Annotated in this window: 23 protein-coding genes; 10 read left to right on the top strand and 13 right to left on the bottom strand. The window is 67.9% G+C overall.

Annotated elements, in window-relative coordinates:
• Positions 1–34: 34 nt before the first annotated feature.
• On the bottom strand, positions 35–580 hold the full coding sequence (locus tag BLT71_RS07135) for a gluconokinase (protein ID WP_091718812.1): 546 nt from the start codon (positions 578–580) through the stop codon (positions 35–37).
• Between the two features lie 191 nt (positions 581–771).
• Here BLT71_RS07135 and BLT71_RS07130 point away from each other — a divergent pair, with 191 nt between their 5' ends.
• Both BLT71_RS07130 and BLT71_RS07125 read left to right on the top strand, forming a co-directional pair.
• On the top strand, positions 772–1,503 hold the full coding sequence (locus tag BLT71_RS07130; RefSeq protein WP_091718810.1) for a FadR/GntR family transcriptional regulator: 732 nt from the start codon (positions 772–774) through the stop codon (positions 1,501–1,503).
• Positions 1,504–1,507: 4 nt separating this feature from the next.
• Positions 1,508–1,993, top strand: a complete 486-nt coding sequence (locus BLT71_RS07125; RefSeq protein ID WP_091718809.1) for a hypothetical protein — start codon at positions 1,508–1,510, stop codon at positions 1,991–1,993.
• Between the two features lie 210 nt (positions 1,994–2,203).
• On the opposite strand, the gene BLT71_RS20555 is transcribed toward BLT71_RS07125, so the two are convergent.
• Positions 2,204–2,365, bottom strand: coding sequence for a hypothetical protein (locus BLT71_RS20555; RefSeq protein ID WP_172829926.1), 162 nt, complete (start codon positions 2,363–2,365; stop codon positions 2,204–2,206).
• A 116-nt stretch (positions 2,366–2,481) separates the two neighbouring features.
• Here BLT71_RS20555 and BLT71_RS07120 point away from each other — a divergent pair, with 116 nt between their 5' ends.
• On the top strand, positions 2,482–4,284 hold the full coding sequence (locus tag BLT71_RS07120) for an SARP family transcriptional regulator (RefSeq protein WP_091718807.1): 1,803 nt from the start codon (positions 2,482–2,484) through the stop codon (positions 4,282–4,284).
• A 122-nt stretch (positions 4,285–4,406) separates the two neighbouring features.
• Here the strand turns inward: BLT71_RS07120 and BLT71_RS07115 are convergent, their stop codons facing one another.
• From BLT71_RS07115 to BLT71_RS07095, 5 genes are all read right to left on the bottom strand, one after another.
• Positions 4,407–4,610, bottom strand: coding sequence for a cold-shock protein (locus BLT71_RS07115; RefSeq protein ID WP_009372930.1), 204 nt, complete (start codon positions 4,608–4,610; stop codon positions 4,407–4,409).
• A gap of 200 nt (positions 4,611–4,810) precedes the next feature.
• The gene (locus BLT71_RS07110; RefSeq protein ID WP_091718806.1) at positions 4,811–5,161 is read right to left on the bottom strand and encodes a hypothetical protein; all 351 of its coding nucleotides are present in this window, start codon (positions 5,159–5,161) and stop codon (positions 4,811–4,813) included.
• The gene (locus tag BLT71_RS07105; protein WP_091718804.1) at positions 5,148–5,552 is read right to left on the bottom strand and encodes a hypothetical protein; all 405 of its coding nucleotides are present in this window, start codon (positions 5,550–5,552) and stop codon (positions 5,148–5,150) included. The genes BLT71_RS07110 and BLT71_RS07105 overlap by 14 nt, the downstream gene beginning before the upstream one ends.
• A complete protein-coding gene (locus BLT71_RS07100) occupies positions 5,549–6,778 on the bottom strand; it encodes an Nramp family divalent metal transporter (RefSeq protein WP_091718803.1) in 1,230 nt (409 codons plus the stop codon). Before BLT71_RS07100 ends, BLT71_RS07105 begins: the two co-directional genes overlap by 4 nt.
• Positions 6,775–7,242, bottom strand: coding sequence for a hypothetical protein (locus BLT71_RS07095; RefSeq protein ID WP_091718801.1), 468 nt, complete (start codon positions 7,240–7,242; stop codon positions 6,775–6,777). Before BLT71_RS07095 ends, BLT71_RS07100 begins: the two co-directional genes overlap by 4 nt.
• Before the next feature lie 255 nt (positions 7,243–7,497).
• Between BLT71_RS07095 and BLT71_RS07090 the strand changes: the two genes are divergently transcribed.
• The gene (locus BLT71_RS07090; protein WP_091718799.1) at positions 7,498–7,908 is read left to right on the top strand and encodes a TfoX/Sxy family protein; all 411 of its coding nucleotides are present in this window, start codon (positions 7,498–7,500) and stop codon (positions 7,906–7,908) included.
• A gap of 2 nt (positions 7,909–7,910) precedes the next feature.
• Positions 7,911–9,185, top strand: a complete 1,275-nt coding sequence (locus tag BLT71_RS07085; RefSeq protein WP_091718797.1) for a flavin-containing monooxygenase — start codon at positions 7,911–7,913, stop codon at positions 9,183–9,185.
• Here BLT71_RS07085 and BLT71_RS07080 read toward each other — a convergent pair.
• The 4 genes from BLT71_RS07080 to BLT71_RS07065 all read right to left on the bottom strand — a co-directional run bounded on the left by BLT71_RS07080 (position 9,182) and on the right by BLT71_RS07065 (position 13,749).
• Positions 9,182–9,925: a hypothetical protein gene (locus BLT71_RS07080; protein WP_091718795.1), complete on the bottom strand. Its 744-nt coding sequence runs from the start codon at positions 9,923–9,925 to the stop codon at positions 9,182–9,184. The genes BLT71_RS07085 and BLT71_RS07080 overlap by 4 nt on opposite strands.
• A 132-nt stretch (positions 9,926–10,057) precedes the next feature.
• Entirely contained in the window at positions 10,058–10,762 is a 705-nt protein-coding gene (locus tag BLT71_RS07075) for a GerMN domain-containing protein (protein WP_056082205.1), read from the bottom strand.
• A 100-nt stretch (positions 10,763–10,862) separates the two neighbouring features.
• Entirely contained in the window at positions 10,863–11,918 is a 1,056-nt protein-coding gene (locus BLT71_RS07070) for a 2,3-butanediol dehydrogenase (protein WP_056082209.1), read from the bottom strand.
• A gap of 40 nt (positions 11,919–11,958) precedes the next feature.
• Positions 11,959–13,749, bottom strand: a complete 1,791-nt coding sequence (locus BLT71_RS07065; protein ID WP_091718793.1) for an NAD(P)/FAD-dependent oxidoreductase — start codon at positions 13,747–13,749, stop codon at positions 11,959–11,961.
• A 165-nt stretch (positions 13,750–13,914) separates the two neighbouring features.
• Between BLT71_RS07065 and BLT71_RS07060 the strand changes: the two genes are divergently transcribed.
• Positions 13,915–15,201, top strand: coding sequence for a GAF domain-containing protein (locus tag BLT71_RS07060; protein ID WP_091718792.1), 1,287 nt, complete (start codon positions 13,915–13,917; stop codon positions 15,199–15,201).
• Positions 15,202–15,300: 99 nt separating this feature from the next.
• Positions 15,301–16,890, top strand: a complete 1,590-nt coding sequence (locus tag BLT71_RS07055; RefSeq protein ID WP_091718790.1) for an alkaline phosphatase D family protein — start codon at positions 15,301–15,303, stop codon at positions 16,888–16,890.
• A gap of 35 nt (positions 16,891–16,925) precedes the next feature.
• Here the strand turns inward: BLT71_RS07055 and BLT71_RS07050 are convergent, their stop codons facing one another.
• A complete protein-coding gene (locus BLT71_RS07050; protein ID WP_091718788.1) occupies positions 16,926–17,780 on the bottom strand; it encodes a glycoside hydrolase family 25 domain-containing protein in 855 nt (284 codons plus the stop codon).
• 217 nt (positions 17,781–17,997) lie between these two features.
• Here BLT71_RS07050 and BLT71_RS07045 point away from each other — a divergent pair, with 217 nt between their 5' ends.
• The 3 genes from BLT71_RS07045 to BLT71_RS07035 are packed head-to-tail and all read left to right on the top strand — an operon-like array spanning position 17,998 to position 19,946.
• Entirely contained in the window at positions 17,998–18,723 is a 726-nt protein-coding gene (locus BLT71_RS07045; RefSeq protein ID WP_091718786.1) for a hemerythrin domain-containing protein, read from the top strand.
• A 3-nt stretch (positions 18,724–18,726) separates the two neighbouring features.
• Complete coding sequence (locus tag BLT71_RS07040) at positions 18,727–19,086, top strand: hypothetical protein (protein WP_091718784.1); 360 nt, start codon at positions 18,727–18,729, stop codon at positions 19,084–19,086.
• Positions 19,087–19,142: 56 nt separating this feature from the next.
• Positions 19,143–19,946, top strand: a complete 804-nt coding sequence (locus tag BLT71_RS07035) for an alpha/beta fold hydrolase (protein ID WP_091718782.1) — start codon at positions 19,143–19,145, stop codon at positions 19,944–19,946.
• A gap of 122 nt (positions 19,947–20,068) precedes the next feature.
• Here the strand turns inward: BLT71_RS07035 and BLT71_RS07030 are convergent, their stop codons facing one another.
• Positions 20,069–20,911: an esterase/lipase family protein gene (locus tag BLT71_RS07030; protein WP_091718780.1), complete on the bottom strand. Its 843-nt coding sequence runs from the start codon at positions 20,909–20,911 to the stop codon at positions 20,069–20,071.
• Between the last annotated feature and the right edge of the window lie 317 nt (positions 20,912–21,228).

The raw sequence follows: 21,228 nt of genomic DNA, 5'->3' as shown, positions 1-21,228 counted from the left end.
GAAACAGTACTTCTGGTTGGGGATTCGGGGGTGCTTAGGAAGCGCGGGGCGCCTGGTCCGCGTCAAGGCCAAGGGCTTGAACGACGGCGGCGACCAGTTCCTCCGGTGAGCGGGAGATGTCGAGGCGGAGGCTGCCGGCGTCGAGCTCTTCCTGGCTCAAGGGCTCCAGCGTGGCCAGCTGGCTGGGCAGCAGCGTGGGTGGCATGAAGTGGCCTTCGCGGCCCTGCATGCGCTGGCCGATCAGGTCCGCTCCGCCGTCGAGGTGCAGGAAGATCACGCGTCCGCCGGCTTCGGACAGGAGGCGGCGGTAGCTCTGCTTCAGGGCGGAGCAGGTGAGGACGGTGCTCAGGCCGTCCCGGGATTTACCGGTCATCCAGTCCCTGATCTCGCCGAGCCAGGGCCAGCGGTCGTCGTCCTGGAGGGGAATGCCCTGGCTCATCTTGGCGATGTTGGCGGCCGGGTGAAACTCGTCCGCCTCGGCGCAGGCCCAGCCCAGCGTGTGGGAGAGGGCGGCGGCGAGGGTGGATTTGCCGGACCCGGCAACGCCCATCACCACGAGGTGCGTGGGTGGATACTGCATGTTTGTACCTCCGGAGAAGACGTCGTTGGCTTTCGAAGAAGCTCCCTGCGGTGCCCAGTTGGCGTGGGCTACGCCATAAGGTATCACCTTTCAGAGCTATAAATACTATCTTTCAGTGTCACAAGTCATACCTTTGCGACTTTCGCCGGTATTCTGGAGGTGCGCTGCGGCGCAGAGAGAGGCGGCAAAGAATGTCAACGGCGACAGTTGAAGAGACGGACGCGCACGACGGCGGCACGTCCGGAGCGATGCACGAGCGCGTCCTCGAGGCGGTGGGCATAGCCATAGCGTCCGCCAAGCTTCCGCCGGGCAGCCGGCTCACGCTGGAAGGGCTGCAGCAGGAGTACAAAATTTCGCGGACCGTTGCCCGGGACACCATGAAGGTCCTGGAGTCCATGAACCTGGTGTACTCGCGGCGCCGGGTGGGAATCGTTGTGCAGGAACGCGAGCACTGGAACGTTTTCGATCCCAAACTGGTCCGGTGGCGCCTCGCCTCGGACCGCCGCGAGGTCCAGTACAGCAGCCTGACCGAGCTGCGCATCGCCGTCGAACCCATAGCCGCAGCCGGGGCAGCGCGGCGGGCCAGTGCCGACGAACGTGCCCAACTCCTGGCCCTGAGCCGCGATTTGCGGCGGCTGGGCGAGGCCGGCGACCTCCAGAACTTCCTGGCGGCGGACATCGAATTCCACCAGCTCCTGCTGCGCAGCTGCGGCAACGAAATGTTCCGGGCGCTGGAAGGCATGGTGGCAGAGGTCCTGACCAGCCGCACCCAGCAGGGGCTCATGCCGTTCAAGCCGCGCAATGAGGCATTGCAGGCACATGAGGATGTGGCGGCTGCGGTGGCGGGCGGCGATACCGCTACCGCGGAGCGCGCCATGCACCACATTCTCGATGAGGTCCGCGAGGCCATGGGGCTACGCTGAGACCATGAAATCGGGTTGGGGGATCCTGGGTACACTCGCCGCGGCCGCGGCGGGAGTGATCCCCCTGACCGGCTGCATGACGTATTCATGCTCCGCCATTGGTTACAGCAATACCGTGACCGTGGCCCTTGAAGGAAACTTTGCCGTCGTCGGCGAGGTTCGGCTGTGCGACGAAACCACGTGCTCCCGGCTTGCCCCGGAGATGGGCGCCCCGGGCCCGGCGCGCACCATCGAGCCCACGTTTTCGCCGGAAGCAGAGCCACCCGCTCCTGTCACGTCCGCGCCATATTTCGCTACGAAAACCGATAACGCCGTGTGGGAGGTCAACGTGGACATGCGCACTCCCCGGAACGCCACGGTCAGTGCCCTCACGGCAGACGGAACGGTGCTGGTTTCGCAGAATGTCGAGCTGACGTGGACGCGGGTGGGCGGTTCGGAACAGTGCGGCGGACCCATGAGCGCGCCGCCCATCGAGTTGCGGGGCCTCTGACCTTCCGCGCCGCCCGCGAGGCACTTTTTTCCCCTGCGCCAATCCGCTTAACCGTCCACGCCCCGCATAACCGTTGACGGCCAGCACCGGTTATGCGGGTAAGGGCCGGTTATAAGCCGACGGCGGGACCCGGCAACCGTGCCGGGTCCCGCCGTCGTACGTCCTGTCAGTGCGCCCTCATGGTGTGAGCCCTAATGACGTGAGCGTCGCCTACATGCGCAGTGACGCGTAGGGCTCGCTGGGGAGGTTTCCTGCGGACCATGGCGATCCCGAACGGATGTCCGGGGTGTGTCCACGGCCGTCAGCCAGGATGGTGCAGATGGTTGCGATGAGAACCCAAAGAACGAAAAGCAGGAGGCCGAGCAGTTCCATGGTTGGTGCTTTCTGGTGAGTGTGCGGATAGGGCGATTTCAGTGTGTTCGGCGGCCGTGTGAGCAACCGTGTGAGGGCCGCTGACGCCGCCAACCCCGCGGCGTACCATGAGCCCTATGGCCGAGAACTGGGTTCGGCTCCTCGGTCCGCCCGCGATCGAGTCCCCCGGCAGTACTCCCCCGCAGCCCCGGGGCCGCAAGGCCTGGGCGTTGCTGGCCTACCTTGCGCTGCAGGCCGACGGCACCGGCCGGTCACGCACTGCTGCCCTGCTGTTTCCGGATGCTGCAGACCCGCTGGGGGCATTGCGCTGGAACCTGTCGGAGCTGCGGCGGGCCCTTGACGGTGTGACCGTAGCGGGCGATCCGCTGCGGCTGGACCTGCTGCCGCCGTGGCGCTGCGATGCACTGGACGCGATGGATCCCGCCACCGGTCCGGGCACGGACCCGCGCCGCTTCACCGGTCAGTTGCTGGAGGGCCTGGCCTTCACGGATTCCCCGGTGTTCGATTCCTGGCTCGCGGACCAGCGCTACCGCCTGGACAACGTGGTCCAATCGCTGCTGTACGAGGCTGCCCTGGCAGCGCTGGCATCGGACGCCGCCGGGGACGCCGCCGAACTGGCAGCCCTTGCCCTGGAGCGGGATCCGTTCCATGCAGACTGCAACGCCGTCCTGGTGAAGGCGCTCATTGCCGCAGGCGAATACCGCAAGGCCCGCGCGCACGCCGTCCACTGCGGCAACCTCTACCGGCAGGAACTGGGACTGCCGCTGCCGGCGGAAGTCCGCCGTGCGTTGTTCGACGCAGATCCCGAGCCCGATCCCGGCACGCCGGCCACTGCGGCAACCGTGCGGTCCTACCTGGATGCGGGCGGGGCGTCGCTGTGGGCCGGGTCCGTGGACCGGGGGCTGGAGCAGCTGCGGCTTGCGGTCAGTCTGGCGCAGCATACGGGCAACAGCCACCTCGTGGCCGAGTCGCTGGTGACGCTGTCCGGGGCGCTGATCCACCAGGCGGGCGGCCGGGGCGCCGAGGTGGCGGACCTCCTGCACCGGGCGCTCCAGGCGGAGGGGCCCGACGGCGCCTCCCGGACCGCCGCTGCGGCCTACCGCGAGCTGGGCTACCTGTCCGTTCAGCGGGGCGTGCCGGACCGGGCCGCCGGGTGGCTGGACCAGGCGATGCAGGCGGCGGGCGGCTTTCCCGACGAACAGGCGCGGATCCTGGCCATCCAGGGCATGCTGGCCTCGGACACTGCGCGGTACGGGGCAGCCTCAGCGGCTCTTACGGAGTCCGGGAATCTTGCCAAAGCAGTGGGCAACCGGCGGCAGCAGGCGTTCAGTGCGGCCCTTCTGGGTCGGGTGCACCTGCTCCGCGGCGAACTGGAGCTTGCGGGGGCTGTCCTGGACCGGGCCCTGGCCTGGATCGCGGAGGAGCACTGGACGGCGTTCGAGCCGTTCGTCGCGGGGGTCCGCGGGGAAACGTACCTTGCCGCCGGGGAGATGGAGCAGGCGGCCGCATTTATCGACCGGGCCTGGGTAATGGCGGAGCTGGCGGGCGACCACTGTTACATGGCCCTGGCGGCCGGGGCCGAAGCACGGCTGTTCGCAAAGCACGGCGACCTCGCAGCTGCTGAACACTGGATCGACCGTGGCCTGGAGCCAAAGCCCTGGTACCTCTGGTATTCGGCAAGGCTGCTGGACACGGCCGCGGAAGTCGCCATCGCCATCCGGTCACCCCGCGCAGCCGGCTTCGTGGACCGGCTGGGCGAGTTGGCCAGCCGCAGCGGGATGCGGGAGTTCGTGGTGCGCGGCCAGTCCCACCGTGCCCTGCTCGGGGACGAAGCCGCCGCGGAGGCCGTCCTCTGGCTGGCCAGGGAAATCGACAACCCTGCCCTGACGGCGTTCCTGGCCGAGCGGCACCCGGGCTGATGCCGGCCGTTGCCGGCCGGGATGCCGGAAGCTGAGTGGCACACCCGGGTTAAGCAAAAGCAGGGCCTGCCCGAAGGCAAGCCCTGCTTTATGAAACCTAACGGTCCCGGAACTCTAGGAAATTAGAGAGCCTGGATGTTGGTAGCCTGGGGACCCTTGGGGCCCTGCTCGGTGTCGAAGGAAACCTTCTGGTTCTCTTCGAGGGAGCGGAAGCCGTTGGAGTTGATCGCGGAGTAGTGCGCGAAAACGTCCTGTGAGGAGTCGTCCGGGGAGATGAAGCCGAAGCCCTTTTCAGCGTTAAACCATTTGACGGTACCAGTAGCCATTATTTTTGTCCTTCGTGAAGGTGGAGGGAACGTCCCGACTTTCGGGCCCTCCGGCGTGGGGTGTTCAAAAACCGCTACTTCAGAAGAACACGGACTTTCGACCGTGCGTACTGCCTGAACTACCAACTGCATAAACACAACAACATGTACCACACTACAGGAGTTTCCGGCGCAGCCTAACCACGGCAGCGGCAGCCTGCCTAATGCCCCTGGTCAAGGTCCTCCAGCGCAGGGCTGTAGCGGGTGAAACCGGGCCGGAGCCGCACAGCGTCCTTCCTTATCAGCGCGATGTCTTCCCACAGCACCAGGAAGGAGCCCCGGTGCCGCCACTGCAGCAGGTACGCCAGCGGCCAGGGTTGCGTGAGGTTGGTCCGCTCGTAGCCCAGGAAGGACGCCGCGCTGTGCGGGCTGACCACGATCCCCAGCATCCGCGCCTCGGACATCAGCTGGTGCGGGGCGCCGTCCAGCACGAAGCGGACATCGGCTGCCTTCCCCAACCGGCCGCCGTCGGAGTCCAGGACCGGTATGCCCAGCAGGTCACCGAGGATCATGGCGGCCTCCCGGGATGCGGGCGATGATCCTGTCACGCACCCACCGCTCCACCCAGCTGGCGTCCAGCCCCTCGCCGCCGACGCCGAGCCGCACCACCACGCCGACGTCCGCCACATCCTTCCAGGGGATCCGGATCAGCCGGGACTGCGGCGGCCTGCCGCCGAAGATGCGGGTGCCCAGCACCGGCCCGGTCAGCAGGGCGTCGAGCACCGGCGCCGGGGTGCCCTGCGGAATCTCCGCGCCGATGTCCGGCCCGCTCAGCTCGAGGTCGTCCACGGTGGTGACCGGGACGCCGTCGTGGTCCAGCACCTGCCGGTCCAGCAGGTGCAGCTGCGCGTCCAGGATCCGGCCCGGCACGGGCGGCAACGGGACCAGGCCCGGGGATGTCATGCTCCTGCTCCCGTCACGATCATCAGGGGTATGGCCGCCACGGAGGCCACCAGGATGATCACCAGGTAAACCATGGCAAGAACATTCACGGCTCGCCCGTTGACGTGTTTACCCATGTACTGCGGATCGTTGGAGACGATGAGGATGGGCAGGTACGTCAGCGGCAGGGCGATGGCTGAAAACACCACGGAATATTCTGTCACCAGCACCGGATCCACCCCGGTGGCCAGCACGCCAATGCCCACCAGCATGCAGATGATCATGGCCAGGTGGAACCGGGCTGCCTGGGCCGGCCTGCGGAACTTGCCCCAGGACCAGCCGAAGAACTGGGCGAGGGTGTAGCCGCTGGAGAGCGTGGTCTCCAGCGCGGCGCCGAAGGTCGCGGCCACCACGCCCACCAGGACGAAAGCCAGTCCGAGCTTTCCGGCGCCTTCGGCCACGGGCAGGATCACCTGGGACAGCGAGGTGACGGAGATACCGGCCGGAAGCAGGACTACGGCGGCGCACCCGGCGATGGCCACGGACAGCAGGCCGCCGAGCGGGAAGCCAACCAGGACATTGATCCGGGACTGGACCAGGTCCTTCACCGTCCACCCTTCCTCCACAGCGCCGGAGGAAAAGAAGAACACCTCATAGGGGGTCATGGCCGCGCCGAACAGGGCGATGGCGAAGTACCAGTACGTGGGCGCGGTTTCTTCCGCCGGCACGGCCGGCGCCAGGGCCTGCCCGGCGAGGACACCCCAGTCCGGCTTGAGCAGGAACAGCGCCACCGCAAACACGATGAGGGTCAGCCCCAGCAGGCCGGTGACGTTTTCCATGATGGAGAACTTCACCCGCCAGATCACCAGCCACACGGCCACCGCCGCCACCAGGATCCACAGCAGGTAGTGCACGCTGCTGGCCAGCTGCAGCGCCAGGGCCACGCCGCCGATCTCGGCCGTCACAGTCATGAGGTTGATCAAAAACGACGCCGACAGGTTGGCAAGCCCGGCCCGTGGCCCCAGCCGTTCACGGATCACCTCGAACGTGGCACGGCCGGACGCCGCCGCCACACGCCCGGACATGTTGGCGAACAGGCAGATCCCCAGCACCCCCACGGCCACCACCCACACCAGGGACAGGCCAAAGCGCGAGCCCACCACGGCGTTGGTCACCAGGTCCCCGATGTCCACGAACCCGCCAATGGCAGTGAGGACACCGAGCGCGACGCCGAGTAGCCGCTTCACCGGGACCCCACCTTTTTGCTGAGCTGCTCGAGGGCGTCCTGCGCGGCGGCGAGCGCCCGGTCACCGTCTGCCGTGGAAGGCGCGGCCCCGCCGTCGTCCGCGGATACAGCGGCGCGTGCCGTGAAGAAACCCGCCGCGCACTGGTCCAGGACGTCGAGTGCCTGCCGCTGGGTATCGCGGTCCGCCTGGGTGGCGGGCGAGAGTTTCTGCACCGTGCTGCGGCTGGTTTCGACCTCTTTGAGGGCGTCCTCCAGCGTGGTGGCGGTGGCGGCGCGGGTCAGCTTGCCGTCCATGTCCTGCTTCAGGGCCAGGCGGGCGGTGGCCACGGCGGACGAGCTGTCCTTCGCGGCGGTGGAAACAGATTCACTGACGCCACCGCCGCAGCCGGCAAGGAAGAGGATGGCGAATGAGGCGAGGCCAAGGGTCAGGAACCGGCGCGGGGCGGTGGCTGGCGTATCCGGCACCCTCGCCTCCCACCCCCGGCACATCCCGGGTTCCCGCAGCTCCCCCGGACCGCATCAAAATTAGTTGCCCTAGGTTAGGTATAGCACCGCCGATGGATATTTGACCTGCTCAGGGGCGTCTTTTCTGCGGACATAGGCACACCTGAATACCAGGCCGCGGTCAGGCCCGGCCACTACCGGCGGACCCTCGACCGCACCAGCGAATAGGCATATCCTGCATCCAGATCCAGTCCACTTCCCCGGGAGATGACACCCATGGAGATGCCCAAAGCTTCGGAGCAGGACAAAGAACGGTTCCGGCGTGTGGTGCCGGACCATCCCGACGTTGTGGTGAAGCCGATGTTCGGCAACCTGGGGGCGTTCGTCAACGGCAACATGTTCGCGGGCCTGTTCGGATCCACCATCGGCGTGAAACTCTCGGACGAGGACCGGGGCATGCTGGAATCCTCCGAGCGGACCGTACCTTTCGGCCCAGCGGAACGGCCGATGGGCGGGTACACCGGGCTGCCGGAGATCTGGAACGAAGAGGGCGACGGCGACGACACCCGTGCCAGGGCCTGGGCCGAAAAAGCCCTGGGCTACATCGCCACGCTGCCGCCCAAGCAGCCCAAGGAACCCAAGGCCCGGGCGCCACGGTCCGGCACCCCGCGGGCAGCCGCGAAGTAGCCATGCCCTCGCCCGCAGCCTCCCGGCAGGAAACCAACACAGTAATAGTGGGTGCCGGGCAGGCCGGGCTGGCCACCAGTTACTGGCTCAGCCAGCAAGGGGTGGAGCACCGGCTGCTGGAACGGCGTCCGGCGCTGGGCGGGGCGTGGCAGGACCGGTGGGATTCCTTCTACCTGAACACCCCCAACTTCTCCCTGGACCTGCCCGGCAAGGCCTACGCCGGGTCCGAGCCTGACGGGTTCCAGCCGCGGGACGCCACCATCGGCTGGTTTCGGAACTACGCGGAGGACATTGCGGCGCCGGTGGAGCTGGATACTGCTGTCACCCGGATTACCCCCGCGGATGGCGGGTTCACGGTGGAAACGGACCGCGGCACCTGGGCCGCCCGGAACGTGGTGCTGGCCAGCGGGGCGTTCCAGCGGCCGCGGATCCCGCCGGCCGCCGTCGGAATCTCGCCGGACGTGTTGCAGCTGCACAGCCACGGCTACCGCAACCCCGCCCAGCTGCCGGACGGCGCGGTGCTGGTGGTGGGGACCGGGCAGTCGGGCGGGCAGATCACCGAGGACCTGCTGGACGCCGGCCGCACGGTGCACCTGTCCGTCTCGTCCTGCCCGGAGGCGCCCCGGCGGTACCGCGGCAAGGACGTTTTCCACTGGATCATGCAGGTGAACGTGCACGGGCCGGAGTATGGCATCAACGCCCTGCAAGTGGACCAGCTCCCATCCCCCGCGGGCCGGTTCATGTGCAACCCGTTGCTGTCCGGCAACGGCGGCGGGCGCAGCATCCGCTTGCGTTCCCTGGGCCGCAGGGGCGTCCGGCTGCACGGCCGCTTCGAGGGAATGCACGACGGCGATCCCGTCTTCACGGACGACCTCGCCGAGCGCCTCACGCTGGTGGAGGCTGGGTTCGGCCAGCGGCTGGGCCGCCTGTCAGACGCGTACATCAAAGCTGCCGGCATCGACGCCCCGCCACCCGAAATCCCGGATCCGGATGATTGGCTGCCGTCCGAGTCCGGCGCCCGGCTGGACCTGGCGGCGGAGGGCATCACGTCAGTGGTTTGGTGCACCGGCTATGGGTTGGATTTCAGCATGCTGGATCCGTCCCTTGCCCTCCTGGATGAGTGGAACTACCCCCGCCACCTGCGCGGCGTGACGGAGCACCCGGGCCTGTACGCCGTCGGCCTCCCCTGGCTCACCAAGCACATCTCGGCGACCCTGCCCGGCGTGGGCCCGGACGCCGAATACGTGGCGGAACACCTGGCGTCGCGTTCCAACTAGCCGGGTTTGCCTCGCGGCCCGGTCAGCCCGCTTGGCGGCTGGCCGGGGCCGTGGACCTTGCTGTGCTTGCCGGTCCGGGCCAGGAACGCGTACACCACCAGCGCAATCCCGGCCGCGATCATCACGGCAGGAACGGCAAAGTCCAGAGGGATCAGGAGCTCCGAAGACCGGATGGCCATGATCACGCCGAGTACCGCGAGGACCCCCGCCGGGATCAGCGGCCATTTGAGATGGCCACCCCCTGAAGTGCCCGTGCCGGTGCCATCGTCGGGGCGGACCGGAACCAGGGCCAGCACGCCGAAGGTGGCCGCCAGGCCCAGGAACAGGACGGCGGCAACAGGTGTGCCCTGGAACGCCGGAGGCAGGGCCACAATCACGGCCAGGGTCAGCATCACACCGGCCGGGATGATGGCCCACCAGTTGGCCGGGACGCGGGCGTAGACGGCGGCGAAGCCGGCACCCATGAAGAGGAACAGGAAACCCGCGGACGCGCCGCTGCCAGTCAGCTCGGCGGAGGTGATCACCGCGGCGAGGCCAAGGAAGACGGAACCGGGGATGGCCGCCCACCAGTGCTCCCGGCGCCGGACGAAGACGGACAGAAACAGGGCACCGGCAGCGGCGAACACCAGCGGCGCAACGATCGCACCGCTTTCGAGGACGCCAACCCGGTCCAGCATCAGCAGGACACCGAGCATCATCAGGACGATGCCGGCGATGATGCTCGCGTTGGCCGATTTCACCGTGGGCCTCCCGGGTGCTGGCAGGCGGCAGGGTGCCGCTGCTGCCTTCAGGCTAGGCTGCGGATTCGAACGGCAGGTAGGGCACAAAGCCCCGGCGCACGGTGGTTGAGCCTGTCGAAACCCCCAAGCCCCCTACTTCAGGCTCAACACCTCGTCGAGGGGGCGGCCGTTGACGAACACCTGCGCGCTGGTAGCCCCGGAGGCGGCCATCGCCGTGTATTCCAGCTGTGCCTTGGCGCGGGGGATGTCGCACACGCCGCCCAGCATGAACTGCCCGGTCAGCCAGATAGTAATGGTGCTGCCGGTCAGTTCACCGGCCACATACGTCAGGTTCGACTGGTACAGCGTGTTCACGTAACCCGATTCGCCGAGCGTGTAGTTCTTGTTGGCGAGCAATGCCTCGATGCTCGGCCGCACCTGGTCCGTGAACCGGACAGGTGCCGTGGTGATGGGAACCACGCTGTCACCGCACCCAGTCGTGGGGCCGGGACCGCCGTATCCGGCGCCGATGTAGTACACCGTCAGCGGTCCCGTTTGTTCCGGCAGCCCGGTGGGTTGCGGTTCCTCCGTCGCAGGAGGGCTGGCAGGGGCGGACGACGGCGGCGCGGCGGCGCTGGTGGTGGGCGCGGCTGGGGTGCTGGCCGCCGCAGTTGTGGTGGGCGCAGTGGTGGGCGTCGCCGTCGTGCTTGGACCCGTGGTGCCGGAAGCACTCGCGGTGGGGGCGGGGGCGGCGGAACTGCCCGTGGGCGTCGGGGAGGGAGGGCCGAAGCAGCCTGTGAGCACCAGCAGGCCGCTGAGCCCCAGAATGCCAAGAACCGGATGCCTGGGCCTGCTCATGATGCCCCCTTGAATGTGGGCCCGCGGGTGCGGGACCCACATTCAAGCTACGCCGGAGGGTTACTCCACAACAGGGACTAAAGTCCGGCGGCGTACTCCACTAAGGGTGCACCAGCACCTTTACCGCCGTGTCCTTGTGGTTGATGAGAGTGTCGAAGCCCTGTTCCACCAGGTCCTCCAGCGCGATCCGTCCGGTGATGAACGGCTTGAGGTCCACCTTGCCTTCCTGCACCATTTTGATGACGGCCGGGTGGTCCCGGACGTAGGCGATGGTGCCGCGGAGGTCGATCTCCTTGAGCACCAGCTTCTGCATATCGATGGTGGCGGGCGCGCCCCAGATGGACACATTGACCACCACCGCGCCGGGCCGGACGGCGTCGAGCATGGTGTCCAGCACCGCGTTCACGCCCGCGCATTCGAACGCGACGTCAGCCCCGGTCCCCCCGGTGAGCTCCCACACCCGGGCTGGCACGTCCTCCTTGCTGGGGTCCAGCACATGGTCAGCCACCCCGCTGGAAGTGGCCTTCTCCTTGCGGGCCTGGGTGAGTTCGCTGATGATCGTGGTCACGCCCATGCCTTTGAGGACGGCCGCCGTCAGCAGGCCGATGGGACCGGACCCGCCCACCAGCGCAACATCGCCTTCCTTCACTCCGCTGCGCGCCACCGCATGGTGGGCCACGGACAGCGGCTCGATCAACGCCGCCTCGTCCAGCGGAATGTCACCGACAGGGTGCACCCACCGCTGGTCCACCACGATTTTCTCGCTCAGCCCGCCACCGCCGCCGGACAGCCCGATGAAGCCCATCTGGCGGCACAGGTGGTAGCTGCCCGCCTGGCACATGTCGCAGTCACCGTCCACGAAGTAGGGTTCGACGACGACGTTGTCACCCACTGCCAGCCCCTCCACGCCTTCGCCGACGTCGGAGACAGTCCCGGAGAATTCGTGCCCCAGGGTCACCGGGGATTCCTCGTGGGACAGCGGGTGCGGGTGGCCCGGTGCCGGGCAGAAGATGGGCCCTTCCAGGTACTCGTGCAGGTCGGTGCCGCAGATGCCGCACCACGCGACGTCGATCTTCACCGCCCCTGCCCTAAGCTCCGGCTCCGGGACGTCCTCGATGCGGATGTCCTTGCGGGCGTGGAAACGTGCTGCCTTCATGATGGTCCTTTCATGGATTTCGACGGGTTCAACCGACGGCTCAGCGGGTGTGGTGGCTGGGCTGCAGTTCGTAGACGGGCGTGTCCAGTCCTTCCATGCGGGCCTTCAGCTGCAGCGCCAGGTAGGCGGAGTAGTGCCGGCTCTGGTGCAGGTTGCCGCCGTGGATCCAGAGCTGCGGCACGTTGGTGGGCTTCCACATATTGCGCAGCTCCCCCTCCCACGGACCAGGGTCTTTTGGCGTGTCTGAGCCGTATCCCCAGCATTTCCCTACCTGGTCCGCGATCTCGGGCGAGACCAGGTCCGCGAGCCAGCCGTTCATGGAGCCGTAGCCGGTGGCGTAGACAATCAGGTCCGCCTCCAGCTCGGTGCCGTCGTCCATCACCACCGCGTTGCCGGTGATCTTGGTGACCTGCCCGGTCTTCAGCTTCACCCTGCCATCGATGATCAGCTGGGAGGCGCCGACGTCAATGTAGTAGCCGGAGCCGCGCCGCAGGTACTTCACGAACAGGCCGGACCCGTCCACACCGAAGTCCAGGTCGAACCCGGCGGCCTCCAACTGCGAGTAGAACTCCGCATCCCGGGATGCCATTTCCTGGTAAACCGGCACCTGCGCCTCCGGCAGGATCCGCATGGGCAGCGAGGCAAAGAGCAGGTCGGCCTTCTCGGTTGTCACCCCTGCCGCGAGCGCCCGCTCCGAGTACAGGTCTCCCAGGGCCAGGTCCATCAGGGACTCGCTGCGGGCGATGTGCGTAGAGGAGCGCTGCACCATGGTGACGTCGGCGCCATGCTCCCAGAGGTCGGCGCAGATATCGTGGGCCGAGTTGTTGGAGCCGATCACCACGGCTTTCTTGCCGGTCCAGTCCCCGCCGCCGGAGTGCTGGGAGGAGTGGCGCTGCTCGCCCAGGAAGCTCTCGGCGCCGTCGAACGTGGGGATGTTCGGGTAACCGGACACGCCCAAGGCGAAGATCAGCTGCTTCGGTCGGAGCGTCACAGGTTCGCCATTGCGAAGGACGCTGACCTCCCATTCCTGCGTGCCGTCGTCGTACGCTGCGCCTACGCACTCGGTGCCGGACCAGTAGTTCAGCTCCATGATGCGGGTGTAGTGCTCCAGCCAGTCGCCGATCTTGTCCTTGGCGGCGAAGACGGGCCAGTCGTCCGGGAACTTCAGGTACGGCAGATGGTCGTACCAGACGGGGTCGTGCAGGTGCAGCGACTTGTAGCGGTTGCGCCAGGAGTCGCCGGGGTTTTGGTTCTTTTCGATGATGATGGTGGGCACGCCCAGTCGCTTCAGCCGGGCAGCGAGGCCGATCCCGCCCTGGCCGCCGCCGATGATCACGCAGTAAGGCTGCTCCTCGTAGCCGAGCCTGGCTTCCCGCTCTTCCTTGAGTTCCTTCCAGGACCGGCGGCCGCGGACAATCTCGTGGGCCACGCCCTGCTCACGGCGCGGACCCTTCTTTTCCTCGAAGCCCTTGAGCTCCTGCATGGTGGTCAGCAGCGTCCAGCATTTGCCGTTCCGGAGCCGGAGGTGGCCGTAGCCACGGGCGTCACCGGTTTCGAACGTGATCCAGGCTTCCGCGGTGTCCGCGTCTCCGGTGGCGTCCTCGGCGAGCGCCCAGTTGGTGGGCTGCACGCGGTCCAGCGTGGATTCCAGCATGCGCCGGATGTCCGCTTTTCCTTCCAGGGTTTTGAGGTTCCAGGTGAAGGCCACGAAGTCCCGCCAGTAGCTGTCGTCCTCGAAGAGCCCAAGCGCTGCGTCCACGTCGCGCCGCTGCAGCGCCTCATCCAGGCCGGCGAGCCAGGCCTTGGCGGCAGCGGTGGGTGTTTCGGTCATCTCCACTCCTTTGTGTTGGTGCACTCTGGCCGCCCCGTCCCCGCCGGGGTGCCTGCGATATGCTGAGGCGGGCGTGAGCTGCATCACTAGTGGAACGCGGCGGGGGTAACAGGTGCGTTACACGCCTACCGGACTGGCAAGGACGCCGGCGGCGAGGAGGACACGGTGGACTACGGTCAGAGGTTTTCGGACCCGGCACGGTATGCGCGGACGCTGCGGCGCGCGCATGAGCTGGTCATCTCCGGTGTGCCGCGCCCCGAAATCCCTGCCAGCCTGGTGGACTCCTGGCACCGGTCCATGGCGCTGGGCATCAGCCCGGACCAGCACAGCCCGCGGCACCTGCACGATGTGTCCGAGGTGCTGGAACTGCGGCGCGCGCACCGGCTGCAGCGGGTGATGCCGGCGCTGCACGAGCTCCTGGCGGACGACTCCCGGGACGGGCGCCACCTCCTGGTCCTCACCGACGCCGGCGGTGAGATCCTGTGGCGGGTGGGCAGCCCTGCGGTCCTGCGGCGCGCCGACCACCTGGAGTTCCTGGAGGGAGCGGACTGGTCGGAGGCCGGTATCGGCACAAATGCCATCAGCGAGGCACTGGTGACCGGCGGCGCCGTGCAGCTGTTTTCCGCCGAGCACCTGGTGCGCACCCACCACGAGTGGGCCTGCACGGCCGCTCCTATCACGGACCCTGCCACCGGTGAGCTGCTGGGCGTCCTGGATGTCTCCGGCCCCCTGGACACGATCAGTGCGGACACGCTGCGGATGGTGCGGTGCGCAGTCCGGGTGGCGGAATCGCTTTTGGGAACCCCCGACGGCGGGGCCTCGCCGGGTGCGTCGGCTCTCGTCCGCGCGGCCCGGCGGTCAGCGCCTCCTGATGCCCGGCCGGCCGCCGTCGTGGCATCCCTTGAACTGCTCGGTGACAAAGCTGCGGCGGTGTTCGACGATGGGAGCCGAACCTCCCTCACCCTCCGCCGGGCCGAAATCCTGGCGCTGCTGGACTCCCGGTCGCAGGGCTGGTCCGCGGACGAACTGGCCTACGAACTGCACGGGGACGCCGGCACCCCGCAGGCTGTCCGGACAGAAATGTTCCGGGTCCGGTCGCTGCTGGGCGGCGCCGTGGAGTCCAACCCCTACCGGCTGGCGTCAGGCCTGGCCGGGCGCTCCGACTCGGGGCGGGTGCTGCGGCTGCTGCGTGGTGGCCGGGTGGCCGAAGCGCTGGAGGCGTACACCGCTCCCCTGCTCAGCCGGTCCGGCACCCTGGCCGTGCAGCTGCTGCGGGACCAGCTGGACCTCGCCGTGGGATCGGCCGTGCGGGCCAGCGGGGATGCCTCCTTGCTGGTGCGTTGGCTTTCCACGGACATGGGGGCATCTGATCCGCTGGCTGTCGAGGCGCTGGGCAGGATCGTGGGACGTGGCGATCCAGGGTATCTGGCCTTCCTTGCGGCCACCGGCTAGCCAGTTCAGTACTCAGGTCGACGGATCTTGTCACGCAGTTAACCCGCCATTCACATCCCCCACGGAACCTGTCCAACCGGCCTCCCTAGTTTCGAAGGCATGGACAATATCTCCCGCAGAACCCTGATCTCCGCCGGCCTGGGCGCAGGCATCGTCGCCGCCCTGCCGGGTGCCGCCGTCGCGGTTTCCACCGCTGACGACGCCGGCCTCCGCACCAACCCGTTCCTGCTCGGCATCGCATCGGGCGAGCCGTGGCCGGACGGCTTCGTCCTCTGGACCCGCCTGGCGCTGAACCCCGTGGCCGAGGACGGCCTGGGCGGCATGCCCGCCCGCAACGTTGCGGTGCAGTGGGAAGTGGCGGAGGACGAAGGCATGCGCCGGGTAGTAGCGCGCGGCGTCGAGCACGCCCGGATTGAAACCGCGCACTCGGTGCACGTGGAGCTGCGCGGCCTGAAAGCTGGCCGCGAATACTTCTACCGGTTCCGTACCGGCAGGCACCTGAGTCCGGTGGGCCGCACGCTCACCAGCCCCGCGCTGCACGAGACGCCCGCCGCGCTGGCCATGGCGTTCGCCAGCTGCGCGCAGTACGAGCACGGCTACTTCACCGCTTATAAGCGGCTCGCCGAGGACCACCCGGACCTGGTGCTGCACCTGGGCGATTACCTCTACGAGTACAAGAAGGGCAGCTACGTGATCGGCGGCGGCAACCCGCGCGATCATGAAGGCCCCGAGACCGTCGCGCTGGAGACGTACCGGCAGCGCCACGCGCAGTACAAGGCCGACGCCGACCTGCAGGCCGCGCACGCCATCGCACCGTGGGCAGTGGTCTGGGATGACCACGAAGTGGATAACAACTGGGCCGACGAGGTGCCGGAGAACAGCGACGCCGGCCAGCTCAACGACACCACCGAGCACTTCCGGCAGCGCCGCGCGGCCGCGTTCCAGGCGTACTACGAGAACATGCCGCTGCGCCCCTCCTCCCTGCCGGCCGGGCCTGACATGAAGATCTACCGCAGGATCCAGTGGGGACAGCTGGCCAACTTCCACATGATGGACACCCGCCAGTACCGCGATGACCAGCTGGCCGGCGACGGGTGGAAGAAGAACGTGGCCGGGCGACTGGCGGAGGACCGCACCATCACCGGCGCGGAGCAGGAGGAGTGGCTGCTGGACGGCTTCACGAACTCCACCCAGCGGTGGGACGTCCTGGGCCAGCAGGTCTTCTTCGCCGAGCGCGACAGGGCCCAGGCCCTGGACGTGGACGATGTCTCGATGGATGGCTGGGACGGCTATGTGTCCTCCCGGCGCCGCATCACCCAGGGCTGGGTGGACGCGAACGTCCGCAACGCCGTGGTCCTCACCGGCGATGTGCACCGCAACTGGGCCAACGACCTCAAGGTGGACTACAAAGATCCGGCCTCCCCGGTGGTGGGCTCCGAGCTGGTGTGCACGTCCATCACCTCCACGGGCAACGGCACCGGCTCCACCACCGATCCCACCATGGCCTGGAACCCGCACCTGAAGTTCTACAACGACAACCGCGGCTACGTGAACACCCGCATCACCAAGGAATCGATGACCGCGGACTTCCGGGTGCTGGACCACGTCACCACGCCGGGCGCACCGGTTTCGACGAAGGCCTCCTTCGAGATCCGCGACGGCGTGCCGGGGCTTCAGGCGCGGGGCTGACCTTCTGCGGGTAGGCCGCGGGGCATCAGCGCGGCCTACCTGCAGGCATAGTCATAGTCGAGTCCGGCCGCTACGTACTGGGTCACCGCGACGGAACTTCCGGAGGTCAGGCCGGGCAGCGAGCAGTTCGATTTCGCGCCCCGCAGGGTCTTGGCACCTGCGAGCCAGCTGGGCAGGCCAGCCAGCGGGCTGCCCGGCGGCACCGTCCCGGCGATGGTTCCCCACTGGCTGCCGGTGGAGTAGATGCCGACGCCGGCCGGTTTGCCGTCGGGGCCCTTCTTGCCGGCGGTGATGCCCTTGAAGTAGGTGGCCATGCCTTCGAGCGTGGCGCGGTTCAGGGCGGTCGCATCCTGGGTGCCTGCCTGCCAGCTGTTGCCCGTCTCCACATCCAGCCACCAGAAATAGGTGCCGGGGTTGGTGACTCCCCGGATGGTGGCATCGTCATAGGCCTTGGCGTAGCCGTATATGTAGGAGCACGGGAGGTCCACCGGCCCTGCTCCCCCGCCGCCGGAACCGCAGGTTCCGTAGGGGTTGGAGACCGTGACGTTGGCGTAGGTATTGGACGACGGCCACCAGGAGCCCGAGTGCCCCGGGTTGGCGGTGTTCACGTACACGGCAACCCTGGGCTGGCTGGTGCCCCCGGTTGAGGATTTGCCCGCCCACGCGAGTTGCTCGGCCAGGCAGGGATTCGTGTTGTTGGCCAGCCCGCCGGTCACCCCTACAATCGCAAAAGCCGGGGATACCGGGAGGGTTTTGCCGCATTGTGGCCAGGACACGTCATTGCCCACCGGGTCAGTACTTCCTGATGGCGGAGGTGCCGCCACCGCCGCCGTTCCCGTGGCAAACAGCCCCAGGAGGACCAGGAACACACCTGTCAGCTTCTTTGTCATAGGGGCTATCTTGCGCCCGCGCAGGCAGGCTGGGTAGGGGAAGCGGCCCCTCACTTAGGCGGGAACGACGACGGCGGCGCGTCCCGCCGTCGTACGTCCTGCTTTGCTGCCGCGCACGCCGCCTCGCATCATTCCGCAAGCCATTGTTCAGGGCCCGGTGCGGGGATACGATTCTCGCGGGGAGAGGCCTGGTCTCGCGACGAGTAGGGGCCCTCCCGTGACCGACTTCTTCACCATGCAGCCCGGTGAGACCGCCGCTCCCCTGCCGCCCGGGCCGGTCCTGTGTACAGGGACCGCGGCCATGCGGCGCATCCACCGCTTCTTCCTGTGGGCCTATGCGGAGGCGCCCGGCCTGGTCCGCTCCGTGCCGGCGGGCGATACTGGGCGTGCCGCGTACGTGGGGGAAGTGCTGGGGAACTTCGACATGGTCCTCCACGTGCACCACGAGGGTGAGGACCTGCTCATGTACCCGCCGCTGGAGCAGCGCGCTCCCGGCTGTGTCCTGCACATCGCCCAGATGCTGGAGCACCACCGTCAGGTGACACAGCGGCTGGAACGGATTGAGCCGGTGCGGCTGCGCTGGATGGGGACGGCGGACCAGCAGGACGCCTCGGAACTCGCCGCGCTGTATGAGGACCTGAAAGCGGTGCTGGACGTGCACCTGCGCCGCGAGGTCACGGAGGTCATGCCGGTGGTGGACCGGGTGATGACCGAGAAGGAAGCCGCAGCGGTGGGGCAGCACGGGATCGAGAAGTTCGACAAGAAGTTCATGGTCTCCTACCTCGGCATGGTGCTGGCCACAAACCCACCGGCGGACAGGGTTGAGCTGTTCCGGGAAATCCCGGCGCCGGTCCGGCTGGTGTACAAGCTGGTGGGGCGTCGGATGTACCGGAAGCAGTACGCCACGCTCTTCCCGGGGCGCCCCATCCCCGAGACCCTGTAGCCGATGGTTCAGCGCCCGGCCGCGGTGGCGGCAGTCAAGGCGGTGCACACGCTGGCGTGGTTCTCCATCGAGGCGTGCGTGGTGTACGTACTGGTGGCGGGGCTGGCGGGGCGCACCGACAAACGCGTGGGGGTCGCCGCCGCCGTGGTCGCCGGCGAATCCCTGGTGTTCGCGGGCAACGGATTCCGCTGCCCCCTCACCGGCCTGGCCGAGCGTTACGGCGCCGGGAACGGGTCCGTCACGGACATCTACCTGCCGAAATGGTTTGCCCACAACCTGCCCGCCATCCACGTCCCGCTCCTGATGCTGATGGTCTACCTCCACGCCCGGAACCTCCGCCGCGGGCTCCTGCGCTCCCTCTGACCTCGCGCCCGTTCCGGCCCCATTGCGCGGGTCCGGTGCGGGCGTACAGTTCTTCCATGGAACCGATTCGGGTCATCCTGTTGCCCGGCGCAGTACTCCCCGCGGACCTGGCCTATGCCGGCCTGATCGAAGCGCTGGGACCGGACGTAAGTGCCGTTGCCAAGGAACTTGAGCTGTACCGGGAGGATCAGCCACCCGCCGGATGGACGCTGGACTCGGAAGTGGACGGCGTCCTGCGCGAGGCCGATGTCCGGGGCTGGCAGACCTTCCACCTGGTGGGCTATTCGGGCGGCGGTGCGGTGGCGCTGGCGTTCGCCGCTAAGCATCCAGGCCGGCTGCAGAGCCTTGCCGTGCTGGAGCCGGCGTGGGCGGGAAGCTGGGACTGGAGCCACTCCTACACGGAACACCATGCGAAGTTCGCGGAGCTCGAAGCTCTTCCGCCGGACGATTTCATGGCCGCGTTCATGCGGCTCCAGGTGAGGGACGACGTCGTCCTGCCGCCCGCGGCGGCCGGTCCCCCGCCGCCGTGGATGGCCAAGCGGCCCGCCGGGATCCGTGCCTTCCTGCACACGTTCAGGGACTATGACCTGGACCGGTCGCGGCTCGCTGCGTTCAGCAAACCCGTCTACTACGCCGTGGGCGGACTCAGCCATCCCGATGACCAGGGCGACGTGGCCGCCCGGCTGGCCCGGGTCTTCTTCCCGGACTTCCACCTTGAGGTCTTTCCCCGGCGCCACCACTTCGACCCACCGCACCGGATCGAGCCGGTGCGGCTGGCGGAGTCCCTGCACCGGCACTGGGCTGTAGCGGAGGGCCGCCCCGCCGGGCAGCATGGGGCCCTGGAGTCCCGGGCTTCCTGACCAGGGCGTCGCCTAGACGGCACTGTCCGCTTCCCTAAATGGGTGCGGGAGAACGACGGCGGGTGACCGGCCCACGCAGCCGGCCACCCGCCGTCGTACGTCCTTGACCTGCGTCGCCGCGGCTACAGGCAGACCGGCTGGAACGCGGGGTCCGCGGGACCGGACGCGCGGCCCAGGGCGTTGCCCACCCACTGATGCACCACGGGATCGTTGGGCGTCTGGTCGTGCTCGAAGACGTCGGCCGGGCACTTGTCCTGGATGGTGAGATTGGTGACCTGGCGCGCGCTCCCGTTCAGGTACTGGCTGTTATAGGGGATCACCACCTCGTCGTACTTCGTGGAGATGACGGTGTACGACGGGCCGGCCACGGTGTCGCCGATCGAATTGAGCTGCTGGATGAAAGCGGAACCGGCCTGCTGGTCCGCGCAGGCAGCACACCCGGCAAGGGTGTAGTCCGGCGTGGGCAGCATGTCCGGCGGCGGGACGATCAGGCCCTTGGTGCCGTGGTTGGACGGCGCGATACCCACCAGGTGGTGGACATACTTGGCGCCGCCCAGCAAGCCCATGTAGTACCGGGGCATCATGCCGCCCTGGCTGTGGCCCACCAGGTCCACCCGCTTGGCGCCGGTGGCGGCGCGGACGGAATCCACGAATGGGGCAAGCTGCTTGGCGGACTCGGCCACGGGAGCGGTGGCGTACACGCCGTTGGTGGCGCCGTAGTTGAGGGCGAACACGCAGTACCCCTGGCTCTTGAGGTACGGCGACATGGTGGACCAGTTCTTCGCCATGCTTTCGAACGTGCCCGGCACCAGGATGACCGGGTAGGCGTGCTCCGCCGACGGTTTGCAGGACCAGTCATTGGCGCCCGGCGGGGAGAGTTCGACGGCCTGGGCGGGAACCGCCATCAGGGATGTGGCAAGGAGCGCTGCTGCGGCAACGGACAAGGCCCGGGATAGGAAGGACATGGAAACCTCTTTGTTCGTCTGTCTTCGGGAAGCCCGGCGCCTGGTGTTGGGGGTCATCAGGCGCCGGGCCGGTTTCCATGCTGGCAGCGCCACGGCCCGGAGGCAGCAAAACTGCACGAATGTGCGGCTTACCCGCTGGTGTGCTGTCATCTCCCCGAGAGAGGCCCGGCAGAGTGTTGTTACTGGTGGGTAGGTACTTTCCGTCGCGCTCACACGTGGACGCCCGCCCAGCGGCAGTTGCACAAACGTGCAGGTAACCCGCCCCTGGCTTCCGGGACGCCGGAACAGTGCGGAGACGCTGGACCGCCGCTACAGCG

Source organism: Pseudarthrobacter equi (genome assembly GCF_900105535.1).
Taxonomy (GTDB): Bacteria; Actinomycetota; Actinomycetes; order Actinomycetales; family Micrococcaceae; genus Arthrobacter; species Arthrobacter equi.
This window is presented reverse-complemented; position numbering and strand designations above follow the sequence as displayed.